This is a genomic window from Gracilibacillus salinarum, assembly GCF_022919575.1.
Classification (GTDB): Bacteria; Bacillota; Bacilli; order Bacillales; family Amphibacillaceae; genus Gracilibacillus; species Gracilibacillus salinarum.
This window is the reverse complement of sequence record NZ_CP095071.1, coordinates 543,143-558,047: the sequence shown is the minus strand read 5'-3', so window position 1 is coordinate 558,047 and position 14,905 is coordinate 543,143. Positions and strand designations below refer to the sequence as shown.

The 14,905-nt window shown below is 37.9% G+C and carries 18 protein-coding genes and 1 other RNA gene; 13 read left to right on the top strand and 6 right to left on the bottom strand.

Annotated elements, in window-relative coordinates; translation table 11 throughout:
• Positions 1-92: 92 nt before the first annotated feature.
• The gene (locus MUN87_RS02770; RefSeq protein ID WP_244746121.1) at positions 93-2,885 is read right to left on the bottom strand and encodes a transglycosylase domain-containing protein; all 2,793 of its coding nucleotides are present in this window, start codon (positions 2,883-2,885) and stop codon (positions 93-95) included.
• Complete coding sequence (gene recU / locus MUN87_RS02765; protein ID WP_244746120.1) at positions 2,875-3,489, bottom strand: Holliday junction resolvase RecU; 615 nt, start codon at positions 3,487-3,489, stop codon at positions 2,875-2,877. Before recU ends, MUN87_RS02770 begins: the two co-directional genes overlap by 11 nt.
• A gap of 563 nt (positions 3,490-4,052) precedes the next feature.
• Here recU and MUN87_RS02760 point away from each other — a divergent pair.
• From MUN87_RS02760 to MUN87_RS02725, 8 genes are all read left to right on the top strand, one after another.
• Complete coding sequence (locus tag MUN87_RS02760) at positions 4,053-4,220, top strand: hypothetical protein (RefSeq protein ID WP_244746119.1); 168 nt, start codon at positions 4,053-4,055, stop codon at positions 4,218-4,220.
• A 67-nt stretch (positions 4,221-4,287) separates the two neighbouring features.
• Positions 4,288-4,644 carry a DUF1798 family protein gene (locus tag MUN87_RS02755; protein ID WP_244746118.1) on the top strand — a complete coding sequence of 119 codons (357 nt, stop codon included), beginning with the start codon at positions 4,288-4,290 and terminating at the stop codon, positions 4,642-4,644.
• A gap of 90 nt (positions 4,645-4,734) precedes the next feature.
• Complete coding sequence (locus tag MUN87_RS02750; RefSeq protein WP_244746117.1) at positions 4,735-5,124, top strand: spore coat protein; 390 nt, start codon at positions 4,735-4,737, stop codon at positions 5,122-5,124.
• Between the two features lie 171 nt (positions 5,125-5,295).
• Positions 5,296-5,853: an SLOG family protein gene (locus MUN87_RS02745; RefSeq protein WP_244746116.1), complete on the top strand. Its 558-nt coding sequence runs from the start codon at positions 5,296-5,298 to the stop codon at positions 5,851-5,853.
• A 163-nt stretch (positions 5,854-6,016) separates the two neighbouring features.
• The gene (gene gpsB / locus MUN87_RS02740) at positions 6,017-6,304 is read left to right on the top strand and encodes a cell division regulator GpsB (protein ID WP_244746115.1); all 288 of its coding nucleotides are present in this window, start codon (positions 6,017-6,019) and stop codon (positions 6,302-6,304) included.
• A 75-nt stretch (positions 6,305-6,379) separates the two neighbouring features.
• Positions 6,380-6,764: RNase P RNA component class B (gene rnpB / locus MUN87_RS02735), an RNA gene on the top strand.
• 118 nt (positions 6,765-6,882) lie between these two features.
• Positions 6,883-8,019: a THUMP domain-containing class I SAM-dependent RNA methyltransferase gene (locus MUN87_RS02730; protein ID WP_244746113.1), complete on the top strand. Its 1,137-nt coding sequence runs from the start codon at positions 6,883-6,885 to the stop codon at positions 8,017-8,019.
• A 391-nt stretch (positions 8,020-8,410) separates the two neighbouring features.
• Positions 8,411-8,686 (top strand): DUF6123 family protein, encoded by a 276-nt coding sequence (locus MUN87_RS02725; protein ID WP_244746111.1) that lies wholly within the window; start codon positions 8,411-8,413, stop codon positions 8,684-8,686.
• On the opposite strand, the gene MUN87_RS02720 is transcribed toward MUN87_RS02725, so the two are convergent.
• From MUN87_RS02720 to MUN87_RS02710, 3 genes are all read right to left on the bottom strand, one after another.
• The gene (locus MUN87_RS02720; RefSeq protein ID WP_244746108.1) at positions 8,683-9,078 is read right to left on the bottom strand and encodes a ribonuclease HI family protein; all 396 of its coding nucleotides are present in this window, start codon (positions 9,076-9,078) and stop codon (positions 8,683-8,685) included. The two genes, MUN87_RS02725 and MUN87_RS02720, sit on opposite strands and share 4 nt — an antisense overlap.
• A gap of 12 nt (positions 9,079-9,090) precedes the next feature.
• Positions 9,091-9,774: a queuosine precursor transporter gene (locus MUN87_RS02715; protein ID WP_244746105.1), complete on the bottom strand. Its 684-nt coding sequence runs from the start codon at positions 9,772-9,774 to the stop codon at positions 9,091-9,093.
• Between the two features lie 637 nt (positions 9,775-10,411).
• Positions 10,412-10,612 (bottom strand): cold-shock protein, encoded by a 201-nt coding sequence (locus MUN87_RS02710; RefSeq protein WP_204667074.1) that lies wholly within the window; start codon positions 10,610-10,612, stop codon positions 10,412-10,414.
• A gap of 290 nt (positions 10,613-10,902) precedes the next feature.
• Here MUN87_RS02710 and MUN87_RS02705 point away from each other — a divergent pair, with 290 nt between their 5' ends.
• Positions 10,903-11,754 (top strand): DUF72 domain-containing protein, encoded by an 852-nt coding sequence (locus tag MUN87_RS02705; protein ID WP_244746104.1) that lies wholly within the window; start codon positions 10,903-10,905, stop codon positions 11,752-11,754.
• On the opposite strand, the gene MUN87_RS02700 is transcribed toward MUN87_RS02705, so the two are convergent.
• Entirely contained in the window at positions 11,746-12,801 is a 1,056-nt protein-coding gene (locus MUN87_RS02700; protein ID WP_244746102.1) for a C40 family peptidase, read from the bottom strand. The genes MUN87_RS02705 and MUN87_RS02700 overlap by 9 nt on opposite strands.
• A gap of 120 nt (positions 12,802-12,921) precedes the next feature.
• On the opposite strand from MUN87_RS02700, the gene MUN87_RS02695 reads away from it, so the two are divergent.
• The 4 genes from MUN87_RS02695 (at position 12,922) to tatA (MUN87_RS02680) (ending at position 14,902) form a co-directional block, all read left to right on the top strand.
• On the top strand, positions 12,922-13,875 hold the full coding sequence (locus MUN87_RS02695; RefSeq protein ID WP_244746100.1) for a thymidylate synthase: 954 nt from the start codon (positions 12,922-12,924) through the stop codon (positions 13,873-13,875).
• 17 nt (positions 13,876-13,892) lie between these two features.
• Entirely contained in the window at positions 13,893-14,387 is a 495-nt protein-coding gene (locus MUN87_RS02690) for a dihydrofolate reductase (RefSeq protein ID WP_244746098.1), read from the top strand.
• Positions 14,388-14,521: 134 nt separating this feature from the next.
• The gene (tatA, locus tag MUN87_RS02685; RefSeq protein ID WP_244716943.1) at positions 14,522-14,707 is read left to right on the top strand and encodes a twin-arginine translocase TatA/TatE family subunit; all 186 of its coding nucleotides are present in this window, start codon (positions 14,522-14,524) and stop codon (positions 14,705-14,707) included.
• 21 nt (positions 14,708-14,728) lie between these two features.
• Positions 14,729-14,902: a twin-arginine translocase TatA/TatE family subunit gene (gene tatA / locus MUN87_RS02680; RefSeq protein WP_244746096.1), complete on the top strand. Its 174-nt coding sequence runs from the start codon at positions 14,729-14,731 to the stop codon at positions 14,900-14,902.
• The last annotated feature ends 3 nt before the right edge of the window (positions 14,903-14,905 follow it).

Sequence of the window (14,905 nt, the reverse complement as noted above, 5' to 3'; positions counted from 1 at the left end):
TTTGCTGCTTTTTTTGTGGTACTAGGGGATAAAGCACTTGTTTCATATCACTTGTACACAAAGGAAAAGACCGGGTGTTTACCCGGTCTTTTCTATGAAGCTTGTTGTTGTTCTTGAGTTGGTTCTTCCTCTGAACCACTATCTTCGTTGTTTTCATCATCTGTTTGGTTCTCGTTGTTATTATCCTCTCCGGTGTCAGGGTTATCACCTTCTCCATCGGTATTTCCACCCTCACTATCACCATCATTATTGTTTCCTTGGCCGTTATCATTACCGTTTCCTGTATCTCCAGTTTCACCACCGTCTTCTGGTTCTGCACTTTGTGTTGTTACTTGAATACTGGCTGCAGGACCACGTGCATCATTTTCCGTTTGAATTGGTGATACATGAATATTATAGGTCTTATCTGCCTGTAACTGACTAATATTGACCGATTTTTTATTGGTTGTAAATTGATCAACTGTTTGACCACCTTGTTCTACCACAACCTCATACTCAATAGGACCTTGCTGGTCATATTGCCAGCTGATTAAGGCGGATCGATTGGCTGGATCATACGTTTGCTGCAGTCCTGAAACCTGTGGTAATTCCTCAGGTTGATCGTCTGCTACTTCGACAGTTACTGTCTGCGGTTCACTCTCCATATCGTCATTGGCTGCAATAACTTCAATCGTATACGTTTTGCCTTTCTCCACATTCGAGATTTCGACTTCTTTATCTTCGGTAGTCGTTAAATCATTAAGTGAACCATCTGTTCCAGCTGATACTTTGAACTGAACATCATCTTCATCATATTCCCAGTTCGCTGTTATCGTATCATTTTCTTTATCATAGTTTGCTGAAAGATTAGCAACTGGATCCAATTTATCGAACTTCTCTGAAACAGAGCTAGGTTCCGTACCTTTGACAAATAGTTCTGTTGTGATATTGGAGTTTGGTGTATAATCACTTGGCAATTTAGCTGGATTAGAACCTTTTTCAATTTGTACTTCCACAACAGAATCTGGTTTTGTGAAATCCTTTGTTTCTACACCTTCTGAAATATAGGACATCGTTTCTTTAAACAGTTGCTTGGCGATACCTGTTTCCTGAATTTCTGCCGGGTTAGGGTACCCCGTCCAGACGGAGACGGTATAGTTAGTCGTATACCCTACAAACCAGGAATTCGTATCATCATTTGTTGTACCGGTTTTACCTGCCATATCAAGCCCGGAAATATTGGCAGCTGTACCTGTACCTTCTTGTACAACAGATTTTAACATATCCGTTACCATATAGGCAGTAGAATCAGCCATAGCTACTTGGGCTTCGGAAACTAATTCTTCTGAACGATCATCAGAGTATTCGATTTTCTTCACTGCATATGGTTCATGATATATACCTTCGTTACCAAATGCTGAATAAGCACCTGCCATTTGCAATGAAGTAACGCCATTAGCTGTACCACCAATCGCATCGGTAATTGTAAGATTATTTTGGAAGGTGAGGCCTAATCCCTCTGCGAATTCTTTGGCAGCACTGGTACCAACTTCTGCAAATGTCTTAACTGCTGGAACATTTAATGATTGTTCTAATGCATATCTAGCGGATACCCAACCATTATAACTACCATTCCAGTTACGGATTACTTTATCAGTACCCTCAATTGGGTAAGGCTGATCGTTATTCAGTTGCTGATAGGTTGACCATTGCAAGTTCTCGATTGCTGGTCCATAAGCCATAACTGGTTTCATAACTGAACCACCTTGACGGCCATCGCCATCAATCGCATAGTTCCAACCATCATTTTCACGATTACGTCCGCCACCAATCGCACGAATGGCACCAGTTTTCGTATCAACTACTGATAAACCAGCTTGCAATTCAGGATCTTTACTGAATGGAATCGGATTATCCTCACTGTCACTAAGCAATAATTCAACTTGTTCCTGTGCATTTGGATCAAGTGTTGTATGAACGGTTAACCCATCTTTGTAAATGTCTGCACCAGTCTTTTCCTGCACTTCTTTACGAACTTGCTGGATAAAACCTTCATATTTAACATAGTCTTTTTTCTTGTCTGTCAGTAATTCTTCAATGTTTACATTTCTAGCTTCTTCTGCTTCTTGTTCGCTTATTTTATTATGCTGTACCATTAAATTCAATACTGTATTCATACGTTCCTTCGTCAATTCCGGGTTAACGAAAGGATCATATGCACTTGGTCGTTGGGGGAGACCAGCTAATATCGCTGATTCTGCTAATGTTAATTCACTTAAATCTGTTTTGCCAAAATAAACCTCTGCTGCAGTAGCAACTCCATAGGCACTTGAGCCATAATAAATTTTATTCACATACATCTCGAGTATTTCTTCTTTGCTGTACTGACTATCTAATTTTAATGCCAACCATTGTTCCTGCACCTTACGTTTTAATTTCTTGTCATTAGTCAGGAAGGATCCTTTTACGACTTGCTGGGTAATAGTACTGGCACCTTGGGAACCAAACCCATTTTTAAAATTTGCAATAACCGCTGCACCGATTCTTCTAAAATCGATTCCAATATGACTAAAGAATCGAACATCTTCTGTAGCTAATATCGCATCTTCTAATTGTTGCGGTATATCATCATACGAAATTTTTGTTCGCTTTTCGGACCCTAATTTTGCAAATACATCACCATTCACATCTAATAAATTCGTAGAAGCTGGATCAGACAGCAACTCTGCATCGATATCTGGCGCTGTAGCTACATAATAGGTGAATAGAGCACCGACACCGAGACCGATTAATAATACGGCTATTAGTGCGTATTTCATGATTTTCTTCCACGTAGAATTATTGTTCGTTTTCTTTTGTTTACCTTGTTTTCTTCTTTCCATTCTTGACTGGCTATTATCTGCCATGATGTCTTCCTCCGTTCTCCATATAATACTGGTCGATAGCTGCTAGATAATCGACTTTAGCCTGATAACGAACCGGTACTATATAACCTTGCTTTTTCACAGTTTCATAACGAATTGACTTTCTGCCACCAGTAAATTGTTGTTCCCAATGTGTAATCAGATGTTCAGCAGGCAACAGATACGTTTCCTGATAAAGTGTGAATCGAATTAACAAAAAACAGATGCCGCCATGCTCCACAATTTGTTTCATATGATCAATTTGATGCATATGTATGTTGCTGAGTGGAAATGACTGTTTATTTTTGGTTTCCTTCGCTTCAAAATCAACATGCTTTCCTTTGTAAATGCCGTTATAATCCGTTGTTGATGCTTGTTTGAAATAGGCTTCTTTTATCACTGCTGCACTTCTTTTTGGGTAATCGACATGTACGATTTGTACAGGAGTAGGTTTCTTATGGATTATCGCCATTTGCTGTGCGAGATAATAATGGTTGGTATCATTGATCTCTTCTTCCAGCGTCATTCCCCTGTTCGAATAAATTGTTTGACTGACAGATGGTCGATAATGCTTCGCTGATGACTTTTTGCCGTTTGGATATTGCATCTGACTCCCTCCTATATCATCAACAACTCCATCATAACATCTTATGATGGATAGATACATCATACGTCAAGCGACCAAAATCTTCAATCAAAATGGCTAATAATCCCTGTGAACATAGGAAAGTCCTAACCTAACAATTCGAAAAATCGTAACATTTCATGGGGGCTGTCCGGAACTTTCATGATGGATCCGTAACATACCTACATACATGACGAATAAGGAACCTTAAATGTTTCTTATTTTCCTATTTTTTCTGAAAAAGTCGACATCACGATGCCAGCGATGTCGACTTTTGTTCTAAGTTGCAGGACGGTTTGGTCCATTTAATTTTTTGTCGTTTTGCGTTGGTATCTCTTTATCTTGCTGTTTTTCCCTTTGAGTATTTAGTTTTCGCTTCTTATTTACACGCATCAATAATCCCTCCTTTGTCTGTTAGTTTGGCTATTTTTGTATAAAAAATACGTAATTTTCGTTGTTATGTCAGCTTAGTTCTAGTTTTGTCAAAGACAAAGGATTTCAAACATGCATATCGAATAGATACTATATATAAAGGAGGGAATGACATGAAAAATAATCATGTTATCGTAAAAAAAGAAACCTGTGAACGTAAAGTAGAACATTTAATTGATATTATTGACCGGATCGAACAGGAATGGAATTCACGACCTGCCAACAGGGAAAATAGTCCGCATTGGCCTTTTAACCTTCAATACAAACAGGAAGGTGCTTAATAGAAAATTAATAAAAATCATGTTACAGTAATAGTGGAATGCAAGGAGAAGAAGGGCGGTACTGCTATTGTTACTGTTAACTTATATAGAAGAATTGGAACGAGAACTACAGGAACTAAAATCTTATTACCTAACACATGAGAAACCGGAAAACAGACGTGATCCCGATTTTTTCGTTTTTGTAAAAGAACAAACTGAACCGGTTTTTATAAAAGTGGAAAACTGGTATCAAGAAGCATTACAGTTTGTAAAGAATCGACATGTAAATGTTCATCCGCAGCAAATTGAATCGACCGAAGAAAATATGAAATTATTATTATTACACAGTTATTATGTAGATGTTAGGAGAAAACGTTACATGGAATTACACCAATCCGTGCTTTATGTATTCTCATTATTAAAGGACGATATTAATAAAAATTAAAAAATATGCTAGTAATAGGTAAGTGTCTTAGACAAACTTCACTAGGTAACATACGCTAATATTGAATATAAAATAGTGAGGTGACTATTAATGAGACATCGAAGACCTTTTGGTTGTGTAAGTCCAGCTAACACCATTGTACACCCGACAAAGTGTAAGGAAGTGCATACGTGCAGTGAAAGTCAAGTGAATCATATCCACCCGACACATACAAATGTGGTAAACCATCACTTAGTGAAGAACACGCACTACTATCCACAGACTACTTCCTATCAAAATACAGTGGATCAGGTAAATACAGTTGGTGATCCTAACGCTGTTATGGGTGCAATGGATCCAGGAATGGGCAACGGTATGGGCAATAACATGGGCGCTGGTATGAATAACGGCATGAATAATGGAATGGTTGGTGGAGCAGTTGATCCTGGTTATAATTATCCGCCTGCTGGCCACTGCTGCAAACCTAAAAAAATGTGGTAATAAGTACTGGATCTATCTATTACTGTCATGGTACGATAAAATAAGCTGTCACAGAGCTTTCTGTGATGGTTTATTTTTTTGTTTATTAAGATGATTCATTACTAGAAACTCATAAGCATATCCTTTATACTAATACATACAGTTTCATCTGATGGAAGGTAGTGGAAATAAATGAAAGTTATCACGATAACCGGAAATAAACCAATGGAATTGAATATCCGAAATGAAAAGGATCATCGAATTTTTTTCATAAAAGAAGCATTAAAACAACGTCTACTTTCCTTGATTGATGATGGATTAGAATGGGTTATCGTGTCTGGCCAAATGGGAGTTGAATTATGGGCTGCCCAAGTCGTTATCGATCTTCGGGAAGATTATAACATCCAGTTAGGAATATTTCCGCCTTTTTTAGAATACGAATCTAGATGGCCGGATATTTATCAGGAGCTCTTTCTCGAAATAAAAGAACAAGCTGATTATTATCAACCATTATACGAAGAAGTCTATAAAGCACCTTATCAATTAATAAACAAAGATCATTGGTTAATAGACAAAACGGAAGGGTGCTTAATTCTTGCAGATGAAGAGTATCCTGGAAGTACTGGATACATGTTAGACAAGCTAAAAAAAGCAGCATCTGAATCCAATTATTCCATAATATTTATCACTCCGGAAGATCTAGAAGAGGTAGTAAGATCCTATCAGGATTCCATCGATGGTTATTCGTGATAAAGTATGAATTTGATCAGTGAGGTTTTTGACTCCCACTGACATTAGCGAAACGTATCAGGGTGTTAACGTCTGTTTACTTCCACTTAAGCACCGTGATAAAAATTGACAACTTCAAACTTTTTTGAAAAAATGAATTTAATGATTAAATGAGGTGGAAAGCATGGCAAACCAATTACATGGAAAAGATATTTTAGAAAAAAACTTTAAAACAGCAATGAGAGGGTATCATCAGGAAGAAGTCGATGAATATTTGGATGTTATTATTCAAGATTATGAATATTTTCAGGATGAAATAGCTCGATTACAGCAAGAAAATGAACGATTAAAAAGACAGGCAGAGCACACGCGAATTCGACCTGCAACATCCAATCACCAAGTAAATTACGATATTCTTAAGAGACTGTCTAATTTAGAAAAAGCAGTGTTTGGTAAAAAATTCGAGGAATAAATCTATTCGTTAATCTTTACCATTGACTATTGTTTTATTCGTGATACAATAATGAAGGCTTAAATGATTGCAATGAATGTTGTAGTAATCGCTGCACAGTTAATGTGTAGAGGAAAGTCCATGCTCACACAGGCTGAGATGCTTGTAGTGTTCGTGCTTGACGAAATCATAAGTCAAGGTAACCTGATTCAGGTTAACGGCAGGAAAAATACCTAAGTCTGTTGATATGGTATGACTACCTTGAAAGTGCCACAGTGACGTAGCTAAATAGGAAACTATTTAGGTGGAACGAGGTAAACCCCTCGAGTGAGCAACCCAAATATTGGTAGGGGCATCTTCTAGTAGGGAATTCAACCGAACGAAGGACAAGTATTCGTTACTTGTAGACAGATGATTACACCTTTGGTACGAGGCTGACCACCGTTTGCAGTACGAGAAGGACAGAACATGGCTTACGGACATTCATTCAGGTCGTTATGATGACGATTAACCCCTTTTCTTGGTAAAAGGGGTTTTGTTATACATATAGAAAAATGGTTCATTCTAATAGTAATAACATGGAAAGGAATTTATCAGCTATGGGAAACTCAATTACATTAATAGCTACCGCTGCAATGGGATTAGAAGCGATTGTAGCCAAAGAAGTACGTCAATTAGGCTATGAAGATGTCACAGTTGAAAATGGAAAAGTGATCTTCCAGGCCGATCATCAAGCAATAGCTCGTTGTAATTTATGGTTGCGAACAGCAGACCGTGTAAAATTACTCATCGGAGAATTTAAAGCAATGACATATGATGAGCTTTTCGAACAAACTAAAGCTTTACCATGGGAGAATTATATTCCAGAGGACGGAAAGTTCCCTGTAAACGGAAAATCGCACAAATCAACATTATTTAGTGTCCCAGACTGTCAGGCCATTGTGAAGAAGGCAATTGTTGAACGATTAAAGCAAAAACACGGAGTTGCTAACTGGTTACAAGAAACAGGAGCAGAATACAAAATTGAAGCTGCTCTATTAAAGGATAAAGTAACAGTTACATTGGATACATCTGGTGTCGGTTTGCACAAAAGAGGGTACCGGACAGGACAAGGGGATGCACCATTAAAGGAAACACTGGCAGCAGCGTTGGTTCAATTGACCAATTGGCGTGGTGATCAGCCCTTTTATGACCTATTCTGCGGTTCTGGAACTATTCCAATTGAAGCGGCATTAATTGGTCAAAACATTGCGCCTGGCTTTAATCGCTCATTCTCAGCAGAGGAATGGGATTTCATTTCATCTGATATATGGGACAAAGCATTAGAAGAAGCAGAAGATTTAGCCAACTACGACCAGCCTCTCTACATTTATGGTTCTGACCTAGATCCTAAAATGATTGATATCGCTAAGGAAAACGCGATGGAAGCAGGACTTGCCGACCTCGTACAGTGGAAGCAAATGCAAGCAACAGACTTTCATTCAACGCATGAGGGTGGTTATATTGTCAGCAATCCTCCTTATGGTGAGCGTTTAGGTGATAAAGAAGCAGTAGAAGAGATGTACCGAAAGCTTGGAAGTGCATTGCGAAATTACCCAAGTTGGAATGTGTATATATTAACAGCAAATGAGAAATTCGAAGCTTTATATGGTAAAGAAGCGTCGAAAAAACGTAAACTTTTCAATGCGTTTATCAAAACAGATTATTATCAATATTTCGGTAAAAAGCAGAGATAAAGGCAAGTAGATACTTGCCTTTTTACTTTTATAGCTGGGATTAATTGTATTATCAGAATACTTTTAATTGGCTGGCTCTGGAGGGCCAAACATTAGATGAGATCCTCTGTTCACTTACCCTTTTTATTCGGATGCGTTTAATCGTGAAATTAAAGTACTTTTCCGATAGCATCCGTCTAATAAAGCGAGACTTATCAGGAAGTTATCATCCGTATTTATTTATCGAATCTTGAAGTGGGAGGGATTACGGACGGTTAGTGCCGTGATAAATTATTTGTCTGCCGAATGCTGTAAATGAAAAAGAAAACTAGACGATTAGTGTTAAAATATCTATACTAGCCTTAGAGTATTTATACGTAATTAGACAGAGAAGAACGAGCGGGGGATTAATGTGAAGAATAGTGAACAGCTGGCATATTTTTTAGAAAATTTATGGACAAAAGGATTTAAGTTAACCGATGAAGAGGTTCATTTTATTTATTTTGGCCATAAATATACCAATACTTCTATTATCCATGCCAAATTAGCGATCTCATTCACGTTGCAGATTCAAATGACGTTTGATCGCAGTTTTTATATTAGTTTGTTAGAATTATTTGAACTTCATCAAATCGAGACTAAAAAAGAAGCCATCCTACTCTTAAAGCAAAATGACTTAATGCATTAATAACGGCCCTTTGCTATCGCGTTCCGGGCTAGTACATCTGCATGTTTATTCTGTTTCTCCGGAATCCATTTCATAAAGAAATAGGGGAAAACAGCAGCCAGCTGGATAATCTGATTGACGTATGGCTGGTACTGACTGTTTCGTACCACTTCTTTCTCAATAGCGTCTACAACCACTTTTGCATCCGATCGGCAAGACACAATCTCATCCGAAAATTGGTGCTGGCACCATTCCAATGCTTTGATAACAGCGATAAATTCTGCCTCATGATTCGAGTATTCACCGATATAATGTGATTGTTCCCAATGTTGTGCCCCTTTTTTGATATAAATACCGACTCCGCTAGGACCGGGGTTTCCTTTGCTTGCCCCATCTGTGTATACTTCAATCATCCCATATACCCCTTACTCATTAAGTTTTGGTTTGATTTTCTTTGCCATATATAAAAATGGTGTATCTAATGCTGCGACAGCAAATTTGATCACATATGTCGTCAATAAAATCTCCAACCAGACATCAAAATCATGTAAATCATAAAATGCGATCGAACAGAACACTAACGTATCAACAAATTGACTAATCATCGTACTACCATTATTTCTTATCCAGAGCATCCGCTCAGATGGTAGTAATTTTTTAATCTTACTGTAAATCCATACGTCCAAGTACTGACTGATGACAAATGCAGCCATACTTCCCAGTGCAATGTTTGGTACAATTTCAAAAATAGTTTCTAATGCTTCTTGCGAAATGTCACTTGCGTGGGGTGTAAACCGCAATACGACCTGCATGACAATGGTCATAATAAGCAATGAAGCAAAACCGAGCCAAACCGCTTTTTTTGCTTCTTTTTTACCGTGATTCTCATTCAGTATATCAGTGGCCAGAAAAATCGTTCCATAGGTGATGTTTCCCAATGTAGCAATTAATCCAAGCATTTCTACTGTTTTGATTACTTGAATATTGGCAATGACGGTAGACATCCCAATCCAAACAAATAATCCAGCTTTGCCAAAAATTCTGTACATGACGATCAGTATGGCAAAATTTAAGAGAGCAAATAATATCCATAATAATTCATTAGTCAAATTTGTTTCCAACCTTCCATTCATTATAATCAGTGTTGTCAATTAATAAAAATACCACATTTACTATAAGAAAGTAAATGGTAACGTTCCATTATGTCAGCCTTACAATAAAACAAGAAATTACTTGCCAGACGTACCGGTAATGCATATATCCATTTTGCTAAAAGAAAAACCGAGCATAATCCCGCCCGGTTGTACGAACTTAAAAACATATCAGGGTCCTATAATACGGATTATTTCTAGCTGCGTAGTGTTTATTTTGAAATGATTCATGTGCAAGGAGACTTTCTACTAACCACTCCGCGTCCTGCTGGGCATGGCTGAAGCAAATGATTAGAGCTCTGCAACTTTCGCAGAATATAGTATTTCGAGGGTATACATGAGTGTTCATCCTACACTAATACTTGAATATAATGCTTAGAAGCACTGCTTTTAGTTTGCAGAGCTTCACCTAAGCAAGTAAAATATTTCAAAATGGTCATATCGATATAGCTTCCAGTTGACATAATTCGTATTATCAGAACCAGCACTTTTATTTATTGACATTTTTGGTGATCCTTATTTAGAGGCAATAGTAAACGTTTTTGCTTATTATAAAAAGGCGATGATTGTGATCATCGCCTTTGGTATATTTATTTTATTTTTTTTCTACGTTAGCTGCTTGTGGGCCTCTTTCACCTTCGACGATTTCGAATGTGACTTCCTGGCCTTCTTCTAAAGTTTTGAAACCTTCTTGTTGGATAGCGGAATAATGTACAAACACATCATTGCCTTCTTCTAATTGAATGAAACCATAGCCTTTCTCAGCATTGAACCATTTTACTGTACCGTTTTCCATGTTATCTTTCCTCCTAAAAGCTTTCACGTATAACGTGGTAATACAAACAAGATGGGGAATCACGAAAAAGGTAGCAACCACAGAAGTATAGGATCACCAATCCATTTACTTCTATAGAAGCTACCAGATAATAATGAACCCAAAACATCTTCTTTGCTTGTCATTAACTATAGCTTATATTTCCAAAAACGTCAACATATAGATAGGTGAAAATTCCTTTAGCTGCAACGATTAAAACCTTTTCATCACTCGAAAAAAATGGTAATGTAGAAGGATGTGAGGTGGAAGAAATGACTGTTTTGATAGGGTTAACAGGATGGGGAGATCACCCAACTTTATATAAATCTAGTAATGAAAGAAATCAAAAATTGAAATCGTACAGTTCGCATTTTCCAGTAGTAGAAATCGACAGTTCTTTTTATGCTATTCAGTCTCAAACTAATTATCAAAAGTGGGTAGAGGAGACGCCTGATAATTTCTCCTTTGTAATAAAAGCGTTCCAAACCATAACTGGGCACGATCGAAAAAAAATAACAAATCGTGAAGCAAAAGAAATAGTAAAAGCGTTTATTACATCTATACAACCAGTAATCGAAGCAGGCAAATTAAATAGTGTGCTTTTTCAATTTCCGCCATGGTTTGATGTCCAACAACGGCATATTGAAAAACTTAAAAAAATCAGGCAATGGATGGGGGATATCCCGACTGCAATAGAATTTCGGAATCGCTCCTGGTATGAAGGTCACCAGCAAGAAACGATAGATTTCCTTAAACAATTGCAGGTAACACATACAATCTGTGACGAACCACAAGCTGGACAAGGATCGATTCCGATTGTCACCGACACAACAAATGACCGTGCGTTAATTCGTTTCCATGGGAGAAATGTCCATGGATGGAATAACCACGGTCAAGAAGATTGGCGTGCAGTTCGTTTTCTCTATCGTTACAATGAAACAGAGTTACAACAATGGGCAGAACGCATTCAATTACTTAAAAAGCAGGTGAGCGAGATTACGATTCTGTTCAATAATAATTCAGGTGGGGACGCAGCAGATAATGCTAAACAGCTGTTAACACTATTAGATATTAATTATGAAGGATTACATCCAAAACAAATAGACTTTTTTGATCTATTGTAGCTGAACCCGCTTTGCACCTAAGTATCGTGGAGACCAATAGCTGTTATCCATCTCACTGATTGCCACACCGTTGGATTCTCCGGCATGGATAAATTGGCCGTTACCAATATAAATACCAGCATGAGATGGACCTGGCTTATATGTTTGGAAGAAGACTATATCTCCAACTGCTGGCTGATCAACTGGTTTCGTAGCGTTCCACATGTCACTGACGGTACGTGGTAACGATACACCAAGCTGTTGGAATACGTATTGCAAATAACCGCTGCAATCAAATCCAGAAGTAGAGGTACCGCCCCAAACATATGGAGTTCCCATATAGTTCTTGGCAGTAGCCACAACGCCACTGACAGTAACAGTGTTTTTAGCAGGAGCCATTTTCTTTGTTGTTTTTTCTTTTTCCTCGCCTGGCTCTGAATCAGCCTTAGCAGGTTCCGTTGATTGTGCTTGCTCATTAACTACTTCTACTGCTGCGATTTGTCTTGCTTCGACCTTTTCTTCCTTTACTTCTGCTTCGATATGGTGTATTTCACGCCCTTTATCCTGCTTATAGGCTTCAATAGCTGCTTCCGTTTTCTCACCATATATTCCGTCCAGATTGGCGCGGTAATAGCCGAAGTACAATAAAGCTTCCTGTATGTGTAATACTTGCTGGCTGCTTTCTCCCATAGAGAATACAAGGTCGCTTTTTGTTAAACGTTTTTGGTAATAATGCTCTTCTTTGTCTAGTATTGCCTGAATCGTCTTTTTATCCGATTTGCCTGTCTGTTCAAGGAAGTTGTCTTGCTGAAATTTCTTTAGCGCATATTCCGTTAGAATCCCAAATTCTCCATCAACCGATGAGTCATAGTACGATAATTTTTGCAATTTATGCTGAAGCATGCGAACAGCTTCATGCTGCATACCATACTTGATGTCAGCCTGTTCTAACACATCGTTTTGCATCATTGGATAAGCATCAATATAAAAGATAAAAGGTTGGCTAAATGCAAAGCTGTATGCGACGGAGTGTTTTACTACCCGTGCCAATTGATCCTGTAACATCATAAAACCACCCCTTGCGAAATTATTACTTACGAAAAATTTATGTTAAAATGGGGGAAATATGATTTTTCGTGATGTTTGTTACGAATTTGTAATATATGTACCGAGGAAGGAAGACGACTGATGTCAAAAAGTGAACAACAATATTTAGATTTATGTAGAAAAGTATTAAAAGAAGGTACATCCAAGGAAGACCGTACCAATACCGGAACATATTCCATTTTCGGTCATCAAATGCGCTTTGATTTAGCTGAAGGATTTCCGTTATTAACAACGAAAAAAGTTCCTTTTCGTTTAATTGTCAGTGAATTACTTTGGTTTATGAAAGGCGATACGAACATCCGTTATCTGTTGCAGCATAATAATAATATTTGGAATGAATGGGCATTTAAAAATTGGATCGAAAGTAAGGATTACCAAGGTCCTGATATGGATGATTTTGGTCACCGTTCTCTAACAGATCCAGCCTTCAAGCAACAATATGATGAACAGATGGCACTATTTAAGAAGCAAATAGTAGAAGACGATCAATTCGCTGCAACATATGGTAATCTTGGGTCTGTCTACGGGAAGCAATGGAGACAGTGGCAAACATCGCAAAACGAGACGATTGATCAATTTAAAGAAGTAATAGAAGCCATCAAGCAAAATCCGTATTCAAGAAGACATATTGTTTCGGCCTGGAACCCAGAAGATGTGCCAACGATGGCATTACCGCCTTGCCATACGATGTTTCAATTCTATGTTGCAGACGGGAAGTTAAGCTGCCAGCTTTACCAGCGCAGTGGCGATATTTTCTTAGGCGTACCATTTAACATTGCAAGTTATGCATTATTAACACTTTTAGTAGCACAAGAATGTGGTTTAGAGCCAGGGGAATTCATCCATACTTTCGGTGACGCGCACATTTATTCCAACCACATGGATCAGGTGAAAGAGCAGCTATCACGTGAACCGAGAGCTTTACCTTCTGTACATATTAAGGAAGGTGTATCGTTATTTGATATCGAGCTAGAAGATATTACGTTAGAAAATTATCAACCGCACCCTGCAATTAAAGCACCGGTCGCTGTATAATGTAAGGAGGAATAACGATGATTTCACTATTATTTGCAATGGGTAGTAATCGAGTAATTGGCAAAGACAATGATTTACCTTGGCACCTGCCAAAGGACCTGAAATTTTTCAAAGATGTAACGATGAACCAAACAATCATTATGGGGCGTAAAACATTTGAATCCATGAATGGTCCACTTCCAAAAAGGGATAATATTATTGTAACAAGAGATAAGGATTATACTGCTAGAAACAGTCAGGTGATTCACTCAATTGCAGACATACAACAATTAAATGAAGAACAACCTGACAAGGAATGGTTTGTAATTGGTGGAGAGTATATCTTCGAACAAGTATTACCATTCGCCGACCGTATTTATATGACCTATATTGACGAAGCGTTTGATGGTGACACATTTTTCCCTGAATTTGATGAGTCCGACTGGCACCAGACGAAGAAAGAAAAAGGCATAAAAGACGAAAACAATAACTATGACTACTATTTCATCACGTATGATCGGAAAAATTCATAATATTTTTACCGTTAATAAAGACAAGGCATTCAAATCGTGATAAGATAAGAAATAAAGTGAGGCTGCCATCAATAAAGGATTTATGGTGAGACATTAAAGATATTTAGATCTTGATAGTAAAGGGGCGCGTATTTATGCTATCTCAAATTGGCTTTCCTGGACTGATATTGATCCTGATTATTGCTTTAATCATTTTCGGACCTAAGAAATTACCCGAAATCGGTAAAGCAACAGGGGACACGTTACGGGAATTCAAAAAATCAGCACGTGATTTGACAGATGATGAGAAAGAACAGAATGATACGGATACAACGAAGTAATCCTATAATGAGGTGAACGACATGTTATCTAATATTGGCTTTCCTGGGCTAATTTTAATATTAATCATTGCCTTAGTTATTTTTGGACCTTCTAAATTACCGGAAATCGGTAAAGCAGTGGGCAGTTCACTGCGGGAATTCAAGAAGGCAACGAATGATATCATGAATGATGACAAGGACAAATCAGAAAAATAAGAA

Coding starts and splice junctions, on each gene's coding strand:
- MUN87_RS02690 (WP_244746098.1), top strand. CDS start 13,893: ATGATTTCACTATTATTTGCAATGGGTAGTAATCGAGTAATTGGCAAA.
- MUN87_RS02745 (WP_244746116.1), top strand. CDS start 5,296: ATGAAAGTTATCACGATAACCGGAAATAAACCAATGGAATTGAATATC.
- MUN87_RS02760 (WP_244746119.1), top strand. CDS start 4,053: ATGAAAAATAATCATGTTATCGTAAAAAAAGAAACCTGTGAACGTAAA.
- MUN87_RS02705 (WP_244746104.1), top strand. CDS start 10,903: ATGACTGTTTTGATAGGGTTAACAGGATGGGGAGATCACCCAACTTTA.
- MUN87_RS02730 (WP_244746113.1), top strand. CDS start 6,883: ATGGGAAACTCAATTACATTAATAGCTACCGCTGCAATGGGATTAGAA.
- MUN87_RS02695 (WP_244746100.1), top strand. CDS start 12,922: ATGTCAAAAAGTGAACAACAATATTTAGATTTATGTAGAAAAGTATTA.
- MUN87_RS02700 (WP_244746102.1), bottom strand. CDS start 12,801: ATGATGTTACAGGATCAATTGGCACGGGTAGTAAAACACTCCGTCGCA.
- MUN87_RS02750 (WP_244746117.1), top strand. CDS start 4,735: ATGAGACATCGAAGACCTTTTGGTTGTGTAAGTCCAGCTAACACCATT.
- MUN87_RS02770 (WP_244746121.1), bottom strand. CDS start 2,885: ATGGCAGATAATAGCCAGTCAAGAATGGAAAGAAGAAAACAAGGTAAA.
- gpsB (WP_244746115.1), top strand. CDS start 6,017: ATGGCAAACCAATTACATGGAAAAGATATTTTAGAAAAAAACTTTAAA.
- recU (WP_244746120.1), bottom strand. CDS start 3,489: ATGCAATATCCAAACGGCAAAAAGTCATCAGCGAAGCATTATCGACCA.
- tatA (WP_244746096.1), top strand. CDS start 14,729: ATGTTATCTAATATTGGCTTTCCTGGGCTAATTTTAATATTAATCATT.
- MUN87_RS02720 (WP_244746108.1), bottom strand. CDS start 9,078: ATGATTGAAGTATACACAGATGGGGCAAGCAAAGGAAACCCCGGTCCT.
- MUN87_RS02710 (WP_204667074.1), bottom strand. CDS start 10,612: ATGGAAAACGGTACAGTAAAATGGTTCAATGCTGAGAAAGGCTATGGT.
- tatA (WP_244716943.1), top strand. CDS start 14,522: ATGCTATCTCAAATTGGCTTTCCTGGACTGATATTGATCCTGATTATT.